General features: G+C 67.7%; 18 protein-coding genes. 9 read left to right on the top strand and 9 right to left on the bottom strand.

Translation table 11 applies throughout. From position 1 onward, the window contains the following. Window positions 1–72: 72 nt before the first annotated feature. Window positions 73–1,467, bottom strand: a complete 1,395-nt coding sequence (locus CW348_RS07310; protein WP_011290901.1) for a serine/threonine-protein kinase — start codon at window positions 1,465–1,467, stop codon at window positions 73–75. A 1,021-nt stretch (window positions 1,468–2,488) separates the two neighbouring features. Here CW348_RS07310 and CW348_RS07305 point away from each other — a divergent pair. The 4 genes from CW348_RS07305 to CW348_RS07290 all read left to right on the top strand — a co-directional run bounded on the left by CW348_RS07305 (window position 2,489) and on the right by CW348_RS07290 (window position 6,672). After that, a complete protein-coding gene (locus tag CW348_RS07305) occupies window positions 2,489–3,088 on the top strand; it encodes an RNA polymerase sigma factor (protein ID WP_104612950.1) in 600 nt (199 codons plus the stop codon). A gap of 205 nt (window positions 3,089–3,293) precedes the next feature. Then, complete coding sequence (locus CW348_RS07300) at window positions 3,294–4,058, top strand: isoprenyl transferase (protein WP_011290903.1); 765 nt, start codon at window positions 3,294–3,296, stop codon at window positions 4,056–4,058. A gap of 272 nt (window positions 4,059–4,330) precedes the next feature. Next, the gene (locus CW348_RS07295; protein WP_011290904.1) at window positions 4,331–5,674 is read left to right on the top strand and encodes a PhoH family protein; all 1,344 of its coding nucleotides are present in this window, start codon (window positions 4,331–4,333) and stop codon (window positions 5,672–5,674) included. A gap of 347 nt (window positions 5,675–6,021) precedes the next feature. Next, window positions 6,022–6,672, top strand: a complete 651-nt coding sequence (locus CW348_RS07290; RefSeq protein WP_011290905.1) for a transglycosylase SLT domain-containing protein — start codon at window positions 6,022–6,024, stop codon at window positions 6,670–6,672. Between the two features lie 102 nt (window positions 6,673–6,774). Here CW348_RS07290 and CW348_RS07285 read toward each other — a convergent pair whose 3' ends face one another. Together CW348_RS07285 and CW348_RS07280 are read right to left on the bottom strand one after the other, a co-directional pair. Beyond that, the gene (locus CW348_RS07285) at window positions 6,775–8,166 is read right to left on the bottom strand and encodes an aspartate ammonia-lyase (RefSeq protein ID WP_016188186.1); all 1,392 of its coding nucleotides are present in this window, start codon (window positions 8,164–8,166) and stop codon (window positions 6,775–6,777) included. Between the two features lie 441 nt (window positions 8,167–8,607). After that, entirely contained in the window at window positions 8,608–9,192 is a 585-nt protein-coding gene (locus CW348_RS07280) for a DUF1707 domain-containing protein (RefSeq protein ID WP_016188187.1), read from the bottom strand. An 85-nt stretch (window positions 9,193–9,277) separates the two neighbouring features. Here CW348_RS07280 and CW348_RS07275 point away from each other — a divergent pair, with 85 nt between their 5' ends. Together CW348_RS07275 and CW348_RS07270 are read left to right on the top strand one after the other, a co-directional pair. Continuing rightward, a complete protein-coding gene (locus CW348_RS07275; RefSeq protein ID WP_011290908.1) occupies window positions 9,278–10,240 on the top strand; it encodes an ABC transporter ATP-binding protein in 963 nt (320 codons plus the stop codon). Then, window positions 10,237–11,043, top strand: a complete 807-nt coding sequence (locus CW348_RS07270) for an ABC transporter permease (RefSeq protein ID WP_011290909.1) — start codon at window positions 10,237–10,239, stop codon at window positions 11,041–11,043. The genes CW348_RS07275 and CW348_RS07270 overlap by 4 nt, the downstream gene beginning before the upstream one ends. 82 nt (window positions 11,044–11,125) lie before the next feature. Here the strand turns inward: CW348_RS07270 and CW348_RS07265 are convergent, their stop codons facing one another. Both CW348_RS07265 and glpX read right to left on the bottom strand, forming a co-directional pair. After that, window positions 11,126–12,577, bottom strand: coding sequence for a DUF3352 domain-containing protein (locus CW348_RS07265; protein ID WP_016188189.1), 1,452 nt, complete (start codon window positions 12,575–12,577; stop codon window positions 11,126–11,128). Between the two features lie 481 nt (window positions 12,578–13,058). Further along, entirely contained in the window at window positions 13,059–14,084 is a 1,026-nt protein-coding gene (gene glpX / locus CW348_RS07260; protein WP_011290911.1) for a class II fructose-bisphosphatase, read from the bottom strand. Between the two features lie 161 nt (window positions 14,085–14,245). Between glpX and CW348_RS07255 the strand changes: the two genes are divergently transcribed. Both CW348_RS07255 and CW348_RS07250 read left to right on the top strand, forming a co-directional pair. Then, window positions 14,246–14,848 carry a TetR/AcrR family transcriptional regulator gene (locus tag CW348_RS07255; RefSeq protein WP_104612948.1) on the top strand — a complete coding sequence of 201 codons (603 nt, stop codon included), beginning with the start codon at window positions 14,246–14,248 and terminating at the stop codon, window positions 14,846–14,848. Window positions 14,849–14,910: 62 nt separating this feature from the next. Beyond that, window positions 14,911–15,483: a DUF4245 domain-containing protein gene (locus CW348_RS07250; protein WP_011290913.1), complete on the top strand. Its 573-nt coding sequence runs from the start codon at window positions 14,911–14,913 to the stop codon at window positions 15,481–15,483. Between the two features lie 325 nt (window positions 15,484–15,808). Here the strand turns inward: CW348_RS07250 and CW348_RS07245 are convergent, their stop codons facing one another. The 4 genes from CW348_RS07245 to CW348_RS07230 form a co-directional block, all read right to left on the bottom strand. Next, entirely contained in the window at window positions 15,809–16,054 is a 246-nt protein-coding gene (locus tag CW348_RS07245; RefSeq protein WP_011290914.1) for an exodeoxyribonuclease VII small subunit, read from the bottom strand. Further along, window positions 16,051–17,271, bottom strand: coding sequence for an exodeoxyribonuclease VII large subunit (xseA, locus tag CW348_RS07240; RefSeq protein ID WP_011290915.1), 1,221 nt, complete (start codon window positions 17,269–17,271; stop codon window positions 16,051–16,053). The genes CW348_RS07245 and xseA overlap by 4 nt, the downstream gene beginning before the upstream one ends. Window positions 17,272–17,318: 47 nt before the next feature. Continuing rightward, a complete protein-coding gene (locus CW348_RS07235; protein ID WP_104612947.1) occupies window positions 17,319–18,149 on the bottom strand; it encodes a patatin-like phospholipase family protein in 831 nt (276 codons plus the stop codon). A gap of 182 nt (window positions 18,150–18,331) precedes the next feature. Continuing rightward, the gene (locus CW348_RS07230) at window positions 18,332–19,012 is read right to left on the bottom strand and encodes a hypothetical protein (RefSeq protein ID WP_104612946.1); all 681 of its coding nucleotides are present in this window, start codon (window positions 19,010–19,012) and stop codon (window positions 18,332–18,334) included. Between the two features lie 252 nt (window positions 19,013–19,264). On the opposite strand from CW348_RS07230, the gene CW348_RS07225 reads away from it, so the two are divergent. Then, complete coding sequence (locus tag CW348_RS07225) at window positions 19,265–20,266, top strand: 4-hydroxy-3-methylbut-2-enyl diphosphate reductase (protein ID WP_011290918.1); 1,002 nt, start codon at window positions 19,265–19,267, stop codon at window positions 20,264–20,266. Window positions 20,267–20,268 lie beyond the last annotated feature (2 nt).

Raw genomic sequence — 20,268 nt, 5'->3', positions numbered from 1 at the left:
AAGGGACGGAGAACCGCGGCAGGACGCGGAGCTGTTCCTGCTTTTCCGGGCGCACTCCCGAAAAGACCGGAGCTACGAGATCAGCCGGAGCCCGTCCAGAATCTCCGCAACCGTCTGCGGCTGGTGCTCCGTTTGGCGGATCTCCAGGTAGAGGGTCCGCTCCTGGCCGCGGTGCTGCAACACGGCAGCAGTAAACACGTCCCCTTCGGAACTGTCCGGGGAGCAGTCGACCCACTGCCACAGTTCGCCGTCCCAGTGGGCGTTGGTGAACCGCTGCCGCTGCGGCTGGCCCGAGCACAGACCAGAAGAGATCAGCCGGTCCAGGTCGGGGGACTGGCCGTCAGAGACGAACAGTCCAGCGAACAGGCCGGAGACCGACTGTCTGGCATCGGACCAGGCGTCGAGATCCGTGGCGACCAGCAGGCCCGGTTCATGGCCCCCGGGCAGGCCGAGTTCCCGCGGCGACCACCCGTTGAGCTGCATCTGGCGGAGCCACGGGGTGGGCACCCGCACGTGGAGTTCTCCGCTGGCGTCGTAGATCTCCATCATCGGCAGATGCGGGGAGGCCGAGGCTGCCGGAGCCACCCCGAGCACGGCCACCGCGGTCGCGACCAAGGCGACCAGGCGGGTCCACGTGGCGCGGTACCGCTGCCACCACGGTGTCGCCAACTCCAGGTCGGGCGACATGCGGATCTCCCGGATACGGGAGGTGAAAGTCGCCGCGTCGGGCGGCCGGTCGCTGCGGTTCGGGGACAGCGCCGACATGATGAGCTCGTCGAGGGCAGGCGGCACCCCAGGGCGCAGCCGGCTCGGCGGGACACGCACCGGAGGGCTGGGCGGGCGTTTGCCGGTGACCAGTTCGTAGGCGACCGCGCCCAGCGAGTAGACATCGGCGCGGACATCGATGTCGCCGCCGACCACGCTCTGTTCGGGGGACATGTAGCCGGGGGTGCCCGCAGACGCGGTGAACCCGGAGGCACCGTCGATGCTCTTGGCGAACCCTAGGTCGGCGACGAGCACCCGCTCCCCGACCGGGCTGGACTGCAACAGGACGTTCGACGGCTTGATATCGCGGTGGATGGTGCCGTGCCGGTGCAGCACGGTCACACCTTGCCCGATCTCGGTGAGCAGCCGGAGCGCCTCGTCGAGCGGCAGGGGACCCTGGGCGATCCGGTCGGCGACACTGCCCCGGTCGGCGTAGGTCATCACAAAGTAGGGGCGGTCGTCGGGCAGGGTCCCGATGTCGTGGACACGCACCAGCCACTCGGAGTCGGCTTGGCGCAGGATGCGCGCCTCTTCGACGAAACGCTGGTGAATGTCGAGGTTGTGTGCCCAGTTCTCAGCGAGCACTTTGATAGCGACCGGGGTGTCGAGCAGATCGTCGTGTCCCAACCAGACGGTGGCGAACGAGCCCGAACCCAGCCGCCGCAGGACGCGATAACGCCCGAAACGTTCCGGTTGTGCCACAGGTATTGCTTACCACGTCTTGGTGACCTTGACACCGTGATCTTGCCATGGGGAGGAGGGCGGAGGGCGCCGTCTGTGCACGCGCACGAGCACGCCGCCGGGCTCCGGGCCCTGTGCTGGCGTGTTTTCCCGCCCGCGCGTGCGGGCCTTCTTTCAGAGAGTCGGAGTAAGCGGGGGGAGTGCCCCGCGGTCGCTATGCCGCCGACATACCCCGGTTTTGTGTTCCGTTCGTCACAGTTAGTGCATCCATCGTCCGGGTGCGAGAACGTGGGCTGGGCACGGTAGCCGCGATGCGCGCCGGAGCTGGCCACCGCCGTGACCGGTACGGTCCCGTCATCCTGCCCACGTCCTTGGAAGCATGGACTCCCCACACAGGCTGCGGGCTGTGTGCTCGGCCTGGGCGGTGCGATGGCTGCGATCACAGGACTCGTCTGAGGTAGCCGAGTCCATGCGGCTCGGCGGCGCTTGCGCCACGGCGCTCCGGCCACAGGCCGTGTCGGATATCAGGATTTCTCGGTCAAAGGTGTGCTGGTCGATGCGTGGGGCAGAAGACCACCGCGCCGAACTCAGCGGCCACCTCGATACGGCGGTAGGAGTAAGCGGCCATCCGCTGTCGTCATTGATGTGATCGACAAGGGGAAGTGTGGTTGGCCCCTTTCCCGGTGAGTGGTCCCAGCCCACAGCAGTCAGGGGAGCCCGTCCACGCCAGGGCAGGCGAGACGCTGAGGCTGGTCGCGGGCAGCGGGGTAGCGCAGCCTTGAGCCCGCTCCTGCAGGGGGCCGGTGATGTCGACGGGGCGGCTGGCGCGGGGAGGAAGTCAGGATAGTGCCGATATTTCTGGAATGTGTGGGAATGTCGTGGTAGCAGAGGTGCACGCATCAGGATTGGCCGCTGCAGCACCTTGCCTTAGATGCAGAATCTTGTCACGACTGGTCAGCAGTTCGGGAAAATGTGTCAACCTTTTTGCGGAGGTATGCGTGTAATAGCTGGACGCGACTATCGTCAGTGGGGAGTGTCCGTCGTGACCAAAGCAGACCAGTCTTCTGAAACGGTAAGCCCCAACCACGCTCCGGGTGAGGAAGAGTCCCTCGAGCAACTGGCGCTGCGCGCCAAAGAGGGGGACGAAGCCGCGCTCGAAGAACTGCTGCGCCGCATCCAACCTGACGTCCTGCGTCGCTGTGCCCGCTTCCTGCCCTACCGGCAGGACGCTGAGGAGGCCTGCCAGGACGCGCTGATGCGGGTGGCCGCCAACATCCAGAACTTCCGCGGCGATTCGATGTTCACGACCTGGCTCTACACGGTGGTCTCCAACTCTGCGCGGCAGACCTACCGGGCACTCAAGCGGCGGGCCGCGGAGATGCCCACGGAAGCCGACCGCCTGCCGCACCGCACTGACCCGCGCACCACGAGCGTCATCGCCGGGTCGCGGATCGACCTGCTGGAAGCGCTCGACCAGTTGGAGAAGGACCGGCCTAACCTGGTCGCCCCCCTCGTGCTGCGCGACCTGTGCCAGATGGAGTACGGGGAGATCGCAGCCCAGCTCGACCTGGCGCTGGGAACCGTCAAATCGCGTATCCACGAAGGCCGCAAACGGGTTCGCCAGGCCCTCGCGGTGAACTGAGGGGCATTCCACGCAAAAGACGGCGAAGGAGATGGTCGTCGCAGTCCCAGTTCTTGACTACTGTTAAGGACTGATCGACGGCTGAAGCAACCCGTCGTGCGATCATGCCTGCGGTGGTGTTCCGGCACGGTGCACGTGCCGGAGACCCCGCGTGTCCGCTGCCGTGTTCGCGGCCTCGAAGGTGTCAGGAGAGGTACTACCGTCCATGGGGCTGTTGCGCATCCCTCTCTACCGGCTGTACGAACGGCGCTTGGAGCGTGCGCTGAGCAACGCTCCAAAGCCCCGGCACGTGGGAGTGATCCTCGACGGGAATCGCCGGTGGGCCAGGCTCAGCGGACTGTCCAGCCCGAAAGAAGGGCACCGGGCGGGCGCCGAGAAGATCTTCGAATTACTCGACTGGTGCGATGAAGTCGGGGTGCAGGTCGTCACCCTGTGGCTGTTGTCCACCGACAACCTCGCGCGTCCCCCCGAAGAGCTGGAACCGCTGTTCGAGATCATCGAGAACACAGTGCGGCGGCTCTGCAACGAAGGGCGGCGGGTCAACCCCATGGGCGCCCTCGACCTGCTGCCCGCCTCCACAGCCCAGGTGATGAAGGAAGCGGGGACCACCACCGAGCGCAACCCCGGGCTGCTCGTCAACGTCGCCGTGGGATACGGCGGGCGCCGCGAGATCGCCGACGCGGTCCGCTCGCTGCTGCTCGAAGAGGCCGCGAAAGGCACCACGCTGGAGGAGCTGGCTGAGCGGCTCGACCTCGACGACATCGCCAAGCACCTCTACACCCGCGGTCAGCCCGACCCCGACCTCCTCATCCGCACCTCCGGGGAGCAGCGGCTCTCCGGCTTTCTGCTGTGGCAGAGCGCCCACTCGGAGTTCTACTTCTGCGAAGTCTTCTGGCCCGCGTTCCGCAAGATCGACTTTCTGCGCGCGCTGCGCTCCTACAGTGTGCGCCAGCGGCGTTTCGGCTGCTGACAGCCTGTTCTCCCAAGGGTCGACCGGGTTAAGGTAACGACTTATTCACGAATTGGTCGAATAAAGGTCTTGCTCTTTCGGATGAGCGGGGTACCGTCAATAGCGGTGGTGGGGTGCGCATACCCACCACGCGGGAGGCCCCGACTCATTGATGCTCCTGGCGAGACAGGAAACCATCACGAAGGGGGCCGGTCCCGGCCCTCATGGGGCTGGTCCCGGTCCTTGGATTCCCGTGAGTCTAGGGCGCTTGACCGCGCCCAGGGGGAGAACGAGTGGCTAGTTCCTCGACCGTTCACCGTGACCCTGTCCGCCCTAGCCCCGCCGCAGGAGACAGCAGCCGGCGCACCTACGTCCTCGATACGAGTGTCCTGCTGGCGGACCCCCTGTCGATCACCCGTTTCGCCGAGCACGAGGTGGTCCTGCCGATCGTCGTCATCTCTGAACTGGAAAGCAAGCGACACCATCCTGAACTGGGCTATTTCGCCCGGGAGGCGCTGCGCAAGCTCGACGATCTGAGGGTCGCTTACGGTGCTCTCGACACTCCGGTAACGGTCAACGACCAGGGCGGCACGCTTCGGGTGGAACTGAACCACAGCAACCCCGAGGTCCTCCCGGCCGGGTTCCGGCAGGACGACAACGATACGCGCATCCTCACCGTGGCGCGCAACCTCGCCGCCGAGAACAACAACGTGGTCCTGGTCAGCAAGGACCTTCCGCTGCGGATCAAAGCCTCGTCGGTGGGTCTGGCCGCAGACGAGTACCGCGCGGAACTGGCCATCGAGCACGGATGGACCGGAATGGCGGAGCTCGAGGTTCCTGCCCACAAGATCGAGGAGCTCTTCGCTCACGGAACCACCGATATCGAGGAGGCGCGGGACCTGCCGTGCCACACGGGCCTGGTGCTGGTCTCCGAACGGGGCAAGGCCCTGGGCCGGGTGCTGCCTGACAAGTCGGTCAAGGTGGTGCGCGGCGACCGTGACGTGTTCGGCCTGCATGGGCGCAGCGCGGAGCAGCGCATCGCCCTTGACCTGCTCACCGACCCGGAGGTCGGCATCGTCTCGCTGGGCGGTCGGGCCGGTACGGGCAAGTCGGCGCTGGCGCTGTGCGCCGGGCTGGAGGCGGTCCTGGAACGCCAGCAGCACCGCAAGGTGGTGGTGTTCCGGCCGTTGTACGCGGTGGGCGGTCAGGACTTGGGGTACTTGCCGGGCACCGAGTACGAGAAGATGTCGCCGTGGTCGCAGGCGGTGCACGACACTCTCTCGGTGCTGACCACGCAGGACGTCATCGACGAGGTCGTGGACCGCGGCATGCTCGAGGTGCTGCCGCTCACCCACATCCGGGGCCGTTCCCTGCACGACTCGTTCGTGATCGTGGACGAGGCGCAGTCGTTGGAGCGCGGCGTGCTGCTGACCGTGCTGTCGCGGCTCGGGGAGAACTCGCGGGTGGTGCTCACCCATGACGTCGCCCAGCGGGACAACCTCCGGGTGGGCCGCTACGACGGGGTGGTCGCGGTGATCGAAAAGCTCAAAGGGCATCCGCTGTTCGCCCACATTACGCTGACCCGGTCGGAGCGCTCTCCGATTGCTGCGCTCGTCACGGAGATGCTGGAGGGCTGACCGCCGCAGACATGGGCGTTTGTCCGGTTTTCTGGGCAGGCGCCCTTATTTTTAGACGGGGGTGCTATGGAATTGGTTGTCAAAAAAGCCCCAATATGTAATGTGGTCTATGTCACCCATGGGTGTAGCGTGACGATGCCGAGATCTTGCGGCAAGGTTGTTTCTGTTCCGTTCAGACCCCGAGAGCGCGCATTCCGCAGTCGTCTGTGGTGACTCCCCAAAACCACCCCTGCGCGCGGTGATCTTCGGCGACACGGCAGCCGGTGGTGTCCGTTGATTCGCCTGTCGCCCACCCAGTCCCTTGTCAAGATCCGGGGTGTATTCGAGCGCATGGGAAGCCACCGGACATGCGACCGTTGAAAGGCCAATCCTTGCTGAAGAACCGAATTTCGTTGCGGCTCGCTACCGCGGCTGGAACGGCGGCGCTCACTGTCGCCGGTGCAACGTTCGGCTTCTCCGCTTTCGCCGCCGATACCGGCGCCGCGCCGGACCAGGCTGCCTCAGCCGCAATCCTGCCCGACGAAGCGGACACAGAGTCCTTCTTCCCCGACGACTCCCAGGGAGTCCCGGCGGGTCAGCTCGAACAGGCCAGCACTGAGCGGGAGCAGGCTCTTGCGCAGTCCCTCGCCACCGCCAGCGGCACCCTGGAAGAGGAAAAGGAAGAAGAGGAAGAACCGGAACCCGTATCCATCCCCAGCGGCGACCCTCGGGCGATCGCCCAGGCCATGCTCGCCGACTACGGCTGGGGATCCGACCAGTTCAGTTGCCTCGACTCCCTGTGGCAGCGGGAGAGCAACTGGAACCCCCAGGCCCGCAACCCCTACTCCGGCGCCTACGGCATCCCGCAGGCGCTGCCCGGCGAGAAAATGGCCAGCGCCGGATCCGACTGGCAGACCAACCCCGCCACCCAGATCAAGTGGGGACTGGGCTACATCAAGGACCGCTACGGCAGCCCGTGTGCGGCCTGGGAGCACTCGCAGAGCGTCGGCTGGTACTAACCACGCCCGCGCAAACGCCGCGGGCCTGGCAGGAGGCCAGGCCCGCACCACGCGCACCACGGCGGTGGCCTTCCGCGGCCACCGCCGTTACTGGTTCCGCTGCTACTTCTGCGAGTTGGTCATCGCCAGCACGTCGAGCGCCTCATCCAACTGGGCCTCGGTCAGCTTGCCCTGGGCGATGTACCCGCGTTCGATCACCACCTGGCGGATCGTCTTCCGCTCCGCGAGCGCCTGCTTGGCGACCTTGGCGGCCTCCTCGTAGCCGATGTAGCGGTTGAGCGGGGTGACGATCGACGGCGACGATTCCGCGTACTCGCGGCACCGCTCCTCGTTAGCGGTGATCCCGGCCACGCACCGGTCCGCGAACACCCGGGAAATGTTGGCCAGCAGCCGGATCGACTCCAGCACGTTGCGGGCGATCAGCGGCAGTTGCACGTTCAGCTCGAAGTTGCCGGTCGACCCGCCGAACGCCACCGCGGCATCGTTCCCCACCACCTGCGAGGCCACCTGGAGCATCGACTCGCACAGCACCGGGTTGACCTTGCCCGGCATGATCGACGACCCCGGCTGCAGGTCCGGCAGGAAGATCTCGCTGAGACCGGTCCGCGGACCCGAACCCATCCACCGGATGTCGTTGGCGATCTTGCAGAAGCTCACCGCGATCGTGCGCAGCTGACCGGACAGCTCCACCAGAGCGTCCCGCGCCCCCTGGGCCTCGAAGTGGTTGCGCGCCTCGGTCAGCGGCAGCCCCGTAGCCCGCGCAATCTCCGCGATCACCTTCGCGGAGAAGCCCTCCGGCGTGTTGATCCCGGTCCCCACGGCCGTACCGCCCAGCGGAAGCTCCGCGACCCGCGGCAGGGACGCTTCGATCCGCTCAATGCCGTACCGCACCTGCGCGGCGTACCCGTCGAACTCCTGGCCCAAGGTCACCGGAGTCGCGTCCATCAAATGGGTGCGGCCGCTCTTCACCACGGTGGCGAACTCCGACGCCTTCGCCGACAGCGTCTCCTCCAAGTGCTTCAGCGCCGGAATCAGCTCGTTGATCAGCGCGGAGGTCGCCGCGATGTGAATCGAGGACGGGAACACGTCATTGGACGACTGGGACGCGTTGACGTGGTCGTTGGGGTGGACCGGCTGGCCCAGCCGCTCCGTGGCCAGCGTCGCGATGACCTCGTTCGCGTTCATGTTGCTGGACGTGCCCGACCCGGTCTGGAACACGTCCACGGGGAACTGGTCGTTCCACTTGCCCGCGGCGACCTCCAGCGCGGCCTCGCGGATCGCCTCGGCCATGTCCTCCTTGATCACACCGAGCTCAGCGTTGACCTTCGCCGCCGCAGCCTTGATGTGGCCCAGTGCCGCGATGTGCGCGGCCTCCAGGCCCTGCCCCGAGATAGGGAAGTTCTCGACCGCGCGCTGGGTCTGCGCCCGCCACTTGGCCTCGACAGGAACCTTGACCTCGCCCATCGAGTCCCGCTCGATGCGGTATTCAGTCATCTAAAAGACCTCCAGGACAAACCTCGTTGCATGTGCCGGTCAGGCTCACAGGGAGGGCGGTGCTGCGGGGACGCGCCCCGCGGCAGCAGGAGACCAGTCCGGGCGCAGCACCCGCCGCCGGCAGCCCGGCCAGCCGCGGAAAACCACTCCCACTACGGTCCACCTTTCCGCACACCCACGGTGCGCCCCGTCCCGGGGCCCCGTCGGCGACCATCCATCCCCTACGGCTGTGGAGGCGCGAGCAGACCCGGTGCCCGGGGCACTGCGGCTGCCCGCCCGGGACACTGACCCCGAAGGCGTGCGCGGACCGCACCCCTTGATCCCGGTTGCACACCTGCCACAACTCCCCACTCAAGCCTCAGCCAGACCACAGACTGCCAGACCGGTCCCAGCCTGCCGTGCGCAGCCCTCCCGCAACGGCAGGCAGGCCACGCGCCCCGCTCACCTCAGTTCACGCCGCGGCCGGCCACGCCCCAGCCGCCGCTTCCGGGACGTGCTGACCCGCACCGAACCGAACAGGCTGACCCCGTCAACCTCCAGCACGGGGGCGTGACGCAGCGGCGAGGGGTGGACTGCGGCCCGCCTACCGAACAAGGAGCGGCGCCGGATCCGCACCTCCATGCCTTCCGGCACGCGGATCACCACGCGGCCGAAGAACGCGGAAGCGGCCACCGCCACCCGGTCCCGGGCGAGCAGCGCGTCCCGCAAGTCCAGCTCGGCACTACCGAACAGGGAGAACACCCACTGCTGGCTGGGGACCACCCAGCGTCCGCCCCGCCGCTTCGCACCGAACAGCGCGGCCACCGGCCCGGAGTCCAACCGCAGCGGCTGCGCCTCCGGCGGCACCAGGTCGGTGGTGAGCCCCACCAGGTCGCCGAGGCGGCGTGCTGCGGCAGCCCGGTCGCTGCGCTCCTGGAATTCTTCGAAGTCCAAACGGCCGTCCGCCACTGCCTCGCGGAGCACCGCCAGTACACGCTCCCGGTCCGCGTCGGATGCCCGCAGCCGTTCCGGGGAAGTTCCCTCCATCACACCCGTCAACAGTACTTCCCGACACCGTGGCCGCAGAAAAAATCATTAGGACCACATCCGACCGCCGATTACGGTGAACCCCATGACTTCGTCGTCGCAGCCCGCAAGGCCAGAACCTTCCCCGGACCCGTCAGCGGACTCGCCACCGGCGATCTCGCTCCGCGGGGTCGTGAAACGCTTCGGCGACATCACCGCCGTCAACGGCCTCGACCTGGACGTCCCCCAAGGTGTCGTGCTCGGACTGCTCGGCCCCAACGGGGCAGGCAAGTCCACCACCATGCGCATCCTCACCGCGCAGAGCACCGTGGACGAAGGACACGTCAGCGTCCTCGGCCATCCCATCCCCCAAAAGTCGAAGTGGGCGCGCTCCCTCATGGGAGTGGTGCCCCAGCACGACAATCTCGACGAGGAACTCACCGTCGAAGAGAACCTGCGCAGCTTCACCTACCTGTACCGGGTGCCGCGCCGCGAACGCGACGCCGCCGTGGAGCGGGCACTGCGCATCGCCCACTTGGAGCATCGGCGACACGAGTTCACCGAGAAGCTTTCCGGGGGGATGCGCCGCCGACTGCTCATCGCCCGCGGCCTCGTCCACCGTCCCCGCGTGCTCCTCCTCGACGAGCCCACTGTCGGCCTCGACCCGCAAGTCCGCCAAGAACTGTGGGGGCTCATCTCCGCCCTCCGGGACGAGGGGGTCACGGTCCTCATGTCCACCCACTACATCGAAGAAGCGGAGCGGCTCTCCGACGAAGTGGCGCTCATGGCCAAGGGACGCATCGTCGAACGCGGCGAACCCGCCGACCTGATCGCCAAATACGCCGGGAAAACCGTCGAGGAGTACCAGATCGGGGCGGAAGGTGTCGAAGAACTAGAGAAAGTCATCCACCACGCCGGGTTCACTACGCGGCGCACCGGCTCCACCCTTTCCGTGCTCCGCGCCGAAGAACTCCCCGATTCGCTGCGGGACCGGCTCGGCACGGGAATGCGCCGCGCCAGCAACCTGGAAGACGTGTTCGTCACCCTGACCGGGGAGACCGTAGAGTGACCGCAACCGAGAACACCACCGTAGACCGCCCACGCCCCGGAGGATTCGAGTTTGCCCCCGTCCTCGGCATCCTCGCCCGCGAGTGGGCGCTGTACCGGCGCACGTGGGCGCCCATCACCTTCTCGTCGATCGTCGAACCCGTGCTGTACCTGCTGGCTTTCGGCATGGGCATGGGGGCGCTCGTCGGCAGCATCGGCGGCTACGACTACATCGAATTCCTCGGCACGGGGATCGTGGCGATATCCGCGCTGTTCACGTCCATGTTTCCGGGGCTGATCAACACGTTCGTGCGCCGCCGCTTCCAGCACACGTACGAAGGGGTGCTGGCTGCCCCCGTGGACGTGCGGGAACTGGTCACCGGTGAAGCGCTGTGGCTGGGGTTGAAAGCCGGCGTCTACGGCTGCGCCCCGCTGCTCGTCGCTTTCGGGTTCGGCCTCGACCCGGTCTGGCCGATGCTGTTCGTCCCGGTCATCGCGGCCGCCACCGGGTTCGGGTTCGCGCTCTTCGGCATCCTGCTGTCCGCGATCATCCCGTCGATCCGGATGGCGGACTATGTCATCTCCGGGGTCATCACCCCGATCTTCCTGGTCGCGGGAACGTTCTTCCCCATCGACCAGTTGCCGGAGTGGGCGCAGACAGCGGCCATGGCCAACCCGCTCTACCACTGTGTGGAACTGATCCGCGGCTGCGCTTTCGGTATCGAAGCCCTGACTGCCCTCGGCCATGTGGCAGTGCTCGTGGGGTTTGCCGTGGTCGTCTGGGTCCTCGCTGTCCACCAGATGCAGCGCCGCCTCATCGACTGACCCGTTCCACCGGCGAGAACACAGCAAGGGTGGGGGGCAGCGGACCGTCCGCCGCGCCCCACCCTTAGCGGTTGGTGCGGGATCACTCAGGGCTGGGAACCCAGCGCAGGTTGAGCGTCGCCGAGCCGTTCTCCTGGAACTGCAGGGCGCCGCCCAGGCCACCCCACTGGTTCGGACGCGCGTCCTCCCACATTTCGGCTGCGACCCGCAGGTCCATGTAGAGCGCCAGGTGGGCTTTCTCCAACCCGCTCATCGTCTCCTGGAAGACCGGGTCGTCACCGAGCCGCCCCGTTCCGGCGCTGCCCATGGAGATCACCGTGGTGTCGCCGTCGGTGGTCACCGAAGGCGAAGGGCCGAACCCGGTGCTCATGGGGGAGACCAGCTCGTCCCACAGAGCGCTGTCTGCGCCTGTCAGCCGCAGTTCGAAGGGGATGTCGCTGTACCCGAAGTAGTCTAGGCCCTCCAAGTCGGTCATGCCGAAGGCCGTCTTGGTGCCCAGAAGCTTGTGGAAGTCAGCGGGCAGGCGCACGCCCAGCTCCCGCATCGCGCTGTCGAACTCCTCGTAGTCCTCGGACGATTCGATGCTCCCCTGGTTGGCTTCCCAGAAAGCCTGGGCGACAGCGTCCAGCCCGTCCCCGCCGAGCGCGATCACCGAGTTGTCGGGCAGGTCGTGCAGCGCGGTGATGCCCCCGGTAGGCACCGACTCGGCGAAGATAGTGTTGCCGTCAAGCGCCGCGTTGACCAGGTTGGCCTGGAATTCCAGGTACTTGCTCTCCATCCGCACGACCGCGACGAGCCGGCCGGTGACTTGGCCGAGCTCAGCCAGGTCTTCCAGGTCGGCGTCTGCGGCAAGCACCTCGTTGTGGACGATCGCGCCGTAGTCGATCCACGCCGTGGCGATTCCCCGGCCGATGTCGGAGATGTCGTCGGCGAAGTCCTCGTTGTCCTCCAGCGTGCCTTCGTTCTCGACGAGGAAGCGCCGGTCGTTGAGCGCGTCCTGGGAGTCGGTGAGGATCGCGAACCCGTCGACGACTTCGAAGAAGAGCGTGTCGTCCTCGCTCTGGATCCGGGTCAGGGTCTCCTCTGCGAGCTCCTCGTCCTCCACGGCGAGGGCGATCGCGTACAGGGGCTCCTCGTTGCCTGCCCAGACGGCAACACCGAAACGCTGCCCCAGCCACGGTTCGACCTCGGACGCGTAGTCGAGCTCGACGTTGGGGAACAGCTCTTCGAACAGCTCCTCACCGAAGTCGTCTTCGGCGCTTTCGAACTCGTCTTTCAGCGTGTCAGGGAGCCGTTCGTAGAACTGGGCGTAGGACGCCCACTGCTGGCCCGTGGGCTTCAGGTCGAGCTTGGCGAACACTGCCGAGGAGCGGGGGAGGACCGACTCGGGCTGCGCCCCGCCGAACAGGTTGTTCACCAGGGCCACGGACGCCCACACCCCACCGCCGATCAGGGCCACGGCCAGCACGATCGACAGCGGAATGAGCCAGACCGGCTTCTTGCGGGGCGGCGGGCCGCCCGGGCCGCTGTGCATCGGCTGCCCCGAGGGCGGAAAACCCGGACCGCCCGGACCGTGCGGGGCCGCTAGCGCCGCCCCAGAGGGTGCTCCCTGCGGCTGCCCAGACGGTACGCCCTGGGGCTGTCCCGGGGGTGCTCCCTGAGGCTGTCCAGGCGGAGCCCCCTGGGGCTGCCCCGGGGGTGGCCCCAGGGGCTGTCCGTGGGACGGTGGCGGTCCGGCAGGGTGTCCGGGAGGCATTCCCTGCGGCTGTCCCTGGGGCGGATATCCCGGACCGGTCGGCGGTCCCGGTGGCGGCTGCTGCTGGCCCCACTGGGGAGACTGATCAGATGGGTCAGGGTAGGACATGGGACCTCCGGACACGAGGTTTCTCAACGTTCGTTCCAGGCGCTTTTGACCTCCCGTGGAACTTTCTGGTTTCTTGCTATACCGGTTCGTGGCCGAAAAGTGACCGGGCCCGGCGAGCAGCGCCGAGCCCGGTGATCAGCGTGGCGATGCCTCAGCGGGCACCAGAAACGTCCACTCCGCGGTAGGACGACAGCTTGCGCAGCCGGTGCTCGCTGCTGATCCGGCGGATCGTGCCGCTGCGCCCCCGCATGACCAGCGAATCAGTGAACGCCCCGCCGTCCACGTACTTCACTCCGCTGAGCAGCTCCCCGCCGGTGATCCCGGTGGCCGCGAAGAACACATCCTCTGACGAGACCAGGTCGTCAGTGGTCAGCACCCGGGACAGGTCGTGTCCTGCGGCCTCAGCCTTGCGCCGCTCCTCGTCGTCGCGCGGCCACAGCTTCCCCTGGATCACCCCGCCCAGGCACTTGATGGCGCACGCCGCGATGATCCCCTCCGGGGTGCCGCCGATCCCCAGCAGCAGGTCGACACCGGTACCGGCGCGTGCCGCCATGATCGCCCCGGCCACGTCACCGTCGGAGATGAACTTGATGCGGGCCCCGGTCTCCCGCACCTCGTGGACCAGCCGCTCGTGCCGCGGCCGGTCGAGGATGACCACGGTGATGTCCCGCGGGTCGCCGCCCTTGGCTTTAGCGACCGCGCGAATGTTGTCGGCCACCGGCGCGTTGATGTCGACCACGTTCGCCGCATCCGGCCCGGTGACCAGCTTCTCCATGTAGAACACGGCAGACGGGTCGAACATGGAACCGCGCGGGCTCACCGCGATCACCGAGATCGCGTTGGGCATACCCATCGCGGTCAACCGGGTACCGTCGATCGGGTCCACCGCGACATCGCATTCGGCGCCGTTGCCGTCACCGACCTGCTCGCCGTTGTACAGCATGGGGGCGTTGTCTTTTTCGCCCTCCCCGATCACCACCGTGCCTTTCATGGACACGGTGCTGATCAGGTGGCGCATGCCGCGCACGGCTGCGTCGTCCGCGCCGTTCTTGTCGCCGCGCCCCACCCAGCGCGCAGCGGCCAGGGCGGCAGCCTCAGTGACCCGTACCAGTTCCAGGGCCAGGTTGCGGTCGGGAGCATCGTGCGGGATCGGTACCGGAGCGTTCGCAGTGGTCATGGCCAGCCCTTTCCGAATCAGCTCTTCCGCCCTCACGGTGCGGAGAGCGCGCTGAATTCTTTCAGCCTCCAGCACAGCGGGGTCGTGCGGGATCCCGCTGGCGTACTCTCTTCAACACTAGGTGAGCCTTTCGCAGGCGGTAAGGAACGATTGGGTTGACAGTGGAGAAGGTGGAAAAGCCGGTGCGGGCCTCGGCCCGAGGAGCGGCCACACGCAGCGCGCTGTTGGAAGCGGCGTCGTACGTGTTCCGCACATCCGGTTTCGATAAAGCTGGGGTCAGCGAGGTTGTCGCCCAGGCCGGAGCTAGCGTCGGGAGCCTCTACCACCACTTCACCGGGAAGGCGGACCTCTACCTGGCGCTCTACCAGGAGTTCCAGCAGCGCCAGCAGGATCGGACCCACCAGGCGGTGGTCGACGCCCGGGCGGAAGGAGAGAACGACCCCCGCAAGCTCATGACCATCGCTGCACGCGCCTACCTGGAAGGGTGTATTGAGGAGCGGGAACTCACGCGGATCTTCTACAGCGGGGACAGCCCTCCCGGGTTCGAAGCGCTCATGCGCCAGCAGTTGCGGGAGTGGACCGGCCGTAACGCCGCCCTGTTCCGCAAGGCGGACGAACCCGTGGACGAAGCGCTGCTGATGATCGTCACCGGTTCGATCTCCCTGGCCGCGACCGAGGTCATCGAACGGGACCCGGACGAGGCCCGGAAACTCGCCGACGCCGTGGTGGAACGGCTCAGTTCTCTGACACCCCGGAAAGAGTGACCCCTGACCATCGGGCAAGCTGGGAAGCAGCAGAACCGAGAGACGGGGTGGAGAAGAATCACATGAGCAGCGGTAGCCGTCGGAGCGACAACACCTTCCTGGGCTACGCGATCGTGCTGGGCGCACTGATCGCCCTGGTCGTCCTGATCACGGTGGTGGTGGACTCGGGACGGTCGGAGCAGATCCCTACCGTCGACTACACCCCCGACGCGTTGACCCTCAGCGAGATCGCGCCCTACCAGGCGTACGCGCCTGACCAGGACCAACTGCCCGAGGGGTGGACCCCCACGAGTTCGCGGCTGAACGACGGCGGCGCGCTGACCGAAGAGGAGCCGACCGAACCGGTCCGCTGGTCGGTGGGGTTCGCTACCCCCGAGGACCGGCATGCCGCGTTCCACATCAGCGACGCTGACCCGGACGCGTTCATCGCCGAAGTCACGATGAGGGGCGAACCCGACGGGGAGTCGACGATCAACGGCCAAGTCTGGGAACGCCGGTACAACGAAGTCGAGGACGAACGCTCCCTCGTGCTGCGGACCGACGACGCCACGCTCATCGTCAGCGGGGGTGCCTCCTATGAGGAACTGGAGACCCTTGCGGGGGCGCTGGAACCGCAGACCCCCGCACAGGAGTGACTGCGGTCTACCCGGTCTAAGGGCTCGCCCCGCTAGCGGCACCGGTGGCCCGGTGCGCGTCCCAGCCCTGACAGCACGCCCTCTTTAGGCAGGACATTTCCGCGCGCGCTCCAGCCACGGCGGGGCGGCAGCGCCCCGACAGCGCGGCGCGGGACTGTTCCACGAGCAGGCAGAACACGGTGCGGCGGCACAGCCCTACGACGTGACGTGGCGGGACACCGCCGTGCCGGGGAAGTGCCGCCCGGTCCTTTTCCGGCCCGCGTGGCCCGGCTGCGCGGAAGCAGTCCCGCTGCTGGTCCACGGCGGCGCCCCTGGACGGCCGCCGTCAGAACGGGGCGCCCTCCTCGGGCTCCGGGGTGTCTTCGGCCAACGCAGCAGCCAGTTTGGCGCGGGCGCCTTCCAGCCACGCCTCGCACGTTTTCGCTAGCTCTTCGCCGCGCTCCCACAACGCCAGCGACTCTTTGAGTGTCAACCCGCCCGACTCCAAGCGGCGCACCACCGCCACCAGCTCTTCGCGGGCCTCCTCGTAGCTCAGTTCCGGTTCAGCCGGCGGGTTCTCTTCGGCTGTCACAGCTCGTCCTCCTCTCGGTTTTGAGCGATCGCGACCAGCCCGTCCTCGGCGAACCGCAACCGCAGCTCCTCCCCGGGGGCCACCTCAGCGGCGGAACGCACCACCGTGCCGTCGGCACGCCGCACGATCGCGTACCCCCGTGCCAGCGTGGTGGCGGGGGACAGGGCATGCAACCGGGCACGGATGTGAGCGAGGTTGTCTCCGGCCCGGTCGAGGGCAGCGGTGAGCGCCCGGCGTCCCCGGTCCCGCAAGTCGAATACCTGCTCGATCTTCCGTTCCACTTCCTGGACCGGGTTGGCCAGGACAGGGCGGGACCGCATGCTCGCCAGCCACGCTTCTTCCCGTGCGATTCCGCCTTCCAGCACCCGGCGCGCCCGGTCCCGCAGCTGGCGGATGAGCTCCCACTGCTCTCCCACGTCAGGGACGACTTTCTTGGCGGCATCCGTGGGCGTGGAGGCCCGCAGGTCCGCCACATAGTCCAGCAGCGGCGTGTCCTGTTCGTGCCCGATCGCGCTGACCACGGGGGTGCGGGCAGCCGCGACCGCACGCACCAGGGCCTCGTCGGAGAACGGCAGCAGGTCTTCCAGGGAGCCGCCGCCCCGCGCGATGATGATGACATCAACCTCGGGGTGCGCGTCCAGTTCCTCCAGCGCGGCCATGACCTCGGGCACGGCACGATCGCCTTGGACTGCGACTTCGCGCACTTCGAACCGGACGGCGGGCCACCGCCGCCGCGCATTCTCCAGCACGTCCCGTTCCGCGGCGGAGTCGCGTCCGCAGATCAGCCCCACCACCCCGGGCAGGAACGGCAGTTTCCGCTTCCGGGACTCCGCGAACAACCCCTCGGCGGCCAGGGCTTGCCGCAGCCGCTCCAACCGGGCGAGCAGCTCGCCCAGGCCGACATGGCGGATCTCCAACGCTTGGAACGAGAACGTGCCGCGCGGCACATAGAAGTCGGGTTTGGCGTACACCACCACCCGGGCTCCCTGCTCGGGGGGCGGGTCAGCGGCCCGCAGCACCCGGATCGAACAGGTCACCCGGGCGGACACGTTCGCCACCGGGTCACGCAGCGTGATGTAAGCCATGCCGCCGCGGCGGTGCAGCTCCGCGACCTGCCCCTCGATCCAGATCCGGCCGAGCCGTCCAATCCAGCCGCCCACGGCTTGCAAGACCACACGTACCGGCTGCGGGGACTCGGGGGAACTCTCCATGCCCATACGAGGAGCCTAGACGCGACCGGTGACAGGGGAAGGGGAATGCCCGGTCACACGCCCCACGTGCGGGCGACCCGGACCGCCACTTCCGCGGCCTGGCCCCGCCCGGCCCGGGCGGCTGCGGCACGCCGCGCCGGGTTGAACAAGTCCCGGCCGAACGCGGCACGCGATTCCGGGCTGGGGGTGACCCACGTGCATTGCGTGCCTTCCGGGAACGGGACCGTGACCGGTTGCCGCCACAGCAGGGGACCGCGCGGGGAAGGCGCGACGACGATAACGCGTTCATGCCCGGCAACCAGGTCCGCGTTGGTCGCGGACCGCACCCCGCCGTCGATGTACCACCGCCCGTCGACCGCCACCGGCGGCCACAGTCCCGGTACTGCGCTGCTCGCAGCGACCGCGTGCAGCAGGTCGACCCCGTCGGTGCGGGAGAAGGCCCGCACGGCTCCGGATCGGGCATCGACCGCGGTGACCACCAGGTGGGTGGACTCCGGCCAGTCCCGGGCTGGCAGGTGGGCGGCGAGCAGCGGCTCCCGCACGGCTTGGGAGAACCGGGCAGAGGACGCTGCGATCAGCCCTACCCGGGCCCGCCCCAGCCTGGGGGAGCGCGCGGTCAGCAGTGTCCCGGCGACCCGCGCCCGCACCCACCAGTGCGGGCGCGCCGCAGCTTCGGCGCCCGCCGGGGCAAGTTGGCGTTCGTAGAGTTCGTCGAGCGCAACCCCGGAAACGATCTGGGCGGCCGCGATCGCGCCTGTCGACGTGCCCAGGATTACGTCGGCGTCGCGCAGGTCCACGCCCGCGTCCCGCAGCCCTGTCAGGACGCCGATCTCCCAGGCGAGTCCGACGATGCCGCCGCCGCCCAGCACCAGCGCCTTGCCCATGGGGGAGTACTCCTTCGCCTCCGAGTCACGCTCGCGTTGCTCCAACGATACGAGCCAGGACTCATCCCGGGGAGTGGCTGACGGCCGGCGGACCCGTATCGTCTCCGAGCTGGAACAGGACCAGGGCTGGACCGTGTCTGTCCAGCCCCGGTGGTCATGCCGTCACCCCCGTAGCGAACCGTTTATTCGGCAGACTGCTGCTCCTCGAGTTTCTTGATCCGGTTGTCGAACATGCGCACGAACTCGGGACGGTTGGCGTGCGCGGCTTCGTAGGCACGCAGTTGGCGGACCTGGTCGACGGTGAGCTTGCGGAGCCGGGCCCGGACCGACGGCAGGGTCAGAGAGTCGTAGTTGGGGAGAGGGGCTTCTGCGGGGGCCTGCTCTGCGTCCGCGGCGGGCTCGGCCTTCTCCTCGGACGCGGCTGCGGGCTGCTCCGCCGCCTTCTCCTCGGCGGGCGACGACTGAGCGTCGGACGGCTCCGTGGACGACGACTCCGCTTTGGCCGTGGCCTCCGCCGGCTTCTCCTCCTCCTTCTTCTTCTCTGCCAGAGGCTCTTCGGGAGCCTGCTGGGGTGCTGCCGCAGCTTCGGGAGCTTTCGACGTCTCCAACGGCTTGATCGGCTCCGGCGGCTCGGTGGGACGCTGCTCGTCGGAGGAGACCGCCTCCGTGGCGAACTCCGCCGCGGCGTCCGCGTCCGCGGTCTGCGCCGGAATCGTTTCGCTGACCGCGCCCTCGGCCCGCTTCGCTGGGACGTCAGCGGCGGCCATGTCCTCGGGCTTGCTGGACACCACGGGACGGGTCGACCTACCGAACAGACGCTTGAACGCGTCACCGATTCTGTTGATCAGGGAGGGCTTCGACATGGGACTCGGAGGCTCCTGAGTGGTCACGGTCACAACGGTGTGAGCACATCCGACGGTGTTGCGGGGACACGTCGGGACGGCGACGATGTGCTGTATTGCGCAGATAGCCAGAATAGGGGAGTTTTACGCATCACCGCAGGAGAGCGAAACGGAATTCACCAGTTCGGGACCGATACGGGACCAAAGCGGCGCTTACGCCCCTTCGCGTGCCCAAAAGCCCGCGCTAGCGGGTATGGACCGTAGGATGGGGGCATGACTGCGACGAATCGCCGCCGTGTTCTCCTCGCCAAACCCCGCGGTTACTGCGCCGGGGTGGACCGCGCCATCCACACCGTCGAAAAGGCCCTCGAACAGTACGGGCCCCCCATCTACGTGCGTAAGCAGATCGTGCACAACACGCATGTGGTGCGCACCCTCGAGGAGCGCGGTGTCATCTTCGTCGAGGAGACCTCCGAAGTGCCGGAAGGCGCCACCGTGGTCTTCTCCGCCCACGGCGTCTCCCCCCAGGTGCACAAGGAGGCGGCGGAACGCAAGCTGCGGACTATCGACGCGGCCTGCCCGCTGGTCACTAAAGTCCACAAGGAAGCCCAGCGGTTCGCCGCCGAGGACCTCGACATCATTCTCATTGGGCACGAGGGGCACGAAGAGGTCGAGGGCACGAGCGGCCACGCTCCCGAGCACATCCAGATCGTCGACAGCCCGGAAGAGGTCGCCAACATCAAGGTCCGCGACCCCAACCGGGTGGCGTGGCTGTCGCAGACCACCCTGTCGGTGGATGAGACTAACGCCACAGTTCAGGCGCTGCGGGAACGCTTCCCCAACCTCATCGACCCGCCCAGCGACGACATCTGCTACGCCACGTCGAACCGTCAGGCCGCGGTCAAGGCGATCGCTCCGCAGTGCGACCTGTTCATCGTGGTGGGCTCGTCCAACTCCTCCAACTCGGTCCGCCTGGTGGAAGTGGCCCGCGACGCGGGCGCCCGCGCCTCCTACCTGGTGGACAACGCCACCTATCTGAAGGAGGAGTGGCTGGAAGGCGTGACCACTATCGGGGTCAGCAGCGGCGCGTCGGTGCCGGAGATCCTGGTGCGGGAGCTGCTGGAGCGGCTCGCCACCTACGGTTTCACCGACGTGGAGGAAGTGGAGACCGAGCGGGAGAAGATAACGTTCGCTCTGCCCCGGGAACTGCGGACCCGGCGGTCGAAGAACGACAAGTCCCTGGTCGGCAAGCCGCTCCCCGTCTCCCCGGCCTGAGC

Source organism: Thermobifida sp. (assembly GCF_017577275.1).
Classification (GTDB): Bacteria; Actinomycetota; Actinomycetes; order Streptosporangiales; family Streptosporangiaceae; genus Thermobifida; species Thermobifida fusca.
This window is presented reverse-complemented; position numbering and strand designations above follow the sequence as displayed.

What these genes read in the sequence shown, in the direction of transcription:
- CW348_RS07250 (WP_011290913.1), top strand. Translation starts at nt 14,911, where the DNA reads ATGAGCAGCGGTAGCCGTCGGAGCGACAACACCTTCCTGGGCTACGCG.
- CW348_RS07290 (WP_011290905.1), top strand. Translation starts at nt 6,022, where the DNA reads ATGCGACCGTTGAAAGGCCAATCCTTGCTGAAGAACCGAATTTCGTTG.
- CW348_RS07275 (WP_011290908.1), top strand. Translation starts at nt 9,278, where the DNA reads ATGACTTCGTCGTCGCAGCCCGCAAGGCCAGAACCTTCCCCGGACCCG.
- CW348_RS07230 (WP_104612946.1), bottom strand. Translation starts at nt 19,012, where the DNA reads ATGTCGAAGCCCTCCCTGATCAACAGAATCGGTGACGCGTTCAAGCGT.
- CW348_RS07285 (WP_016188186.1), bottom strand. Translation starts at nt 8,166, where the DNA reads ATGACTGAATACCGCATCGAGCGGGACTCGATGGGCGAGGTCAAGGTT.
- CW348_RS07280 (WP_016188187.1), bottom strand. Translation starts at nt 9,192, where the DNA reads ATGGAGGGAACTTCCCCGGAACGGCTGCGGGCATCCGACGCGGACCGG.
- CW348_RS07265 (WP_016188189.1), bottom strand. Translation starts at nt 12,577, where the DNA reads ATGCACAGCGGCCCGGGCGGCCCGCCGCCCCGCAAGAAGCCGGTCTGG.
- CW348_RS07225 (WP_011290918.1), top strand. Translation starts at nt 19,265, where the DNA reads ATGACTGCGACGAATCGCCGCCGTGTTCTCCTCGCCAAACCCCGCGGT.
- glpX (WP_011290911.1), bottom strand. Translation starts at nt 14,084, where the DNA reads ATGACCACTGCGAACGCTCCGGTACCGATCCCGCACGATGCTCCCGAC.
- CW348_RS07300 (WP_011290903.1), top strand. Translation starts at nt 3,294, where the DNA reads ATGGGGCTGTTGCGCATCCCTCTCTACCGGCTGTACGAACGGCGCTTG.
- CW348_RS07235 (WP_104612947.1), bottom strand. Translation starts at nt 18,149, where the DNA reads ATGGGCAAGGCGCTGGTGCTGGGCGGCGGCGGCATCGTCGGACTCGCC.
- xseA (WP_011290915.1), bottom strand. Translation starts at nt 17,271, where the DNA reads ATGGGCATGGAGAGTTCCCCCGAGTCCCCGCAGCCGGTACGTGTGGTC.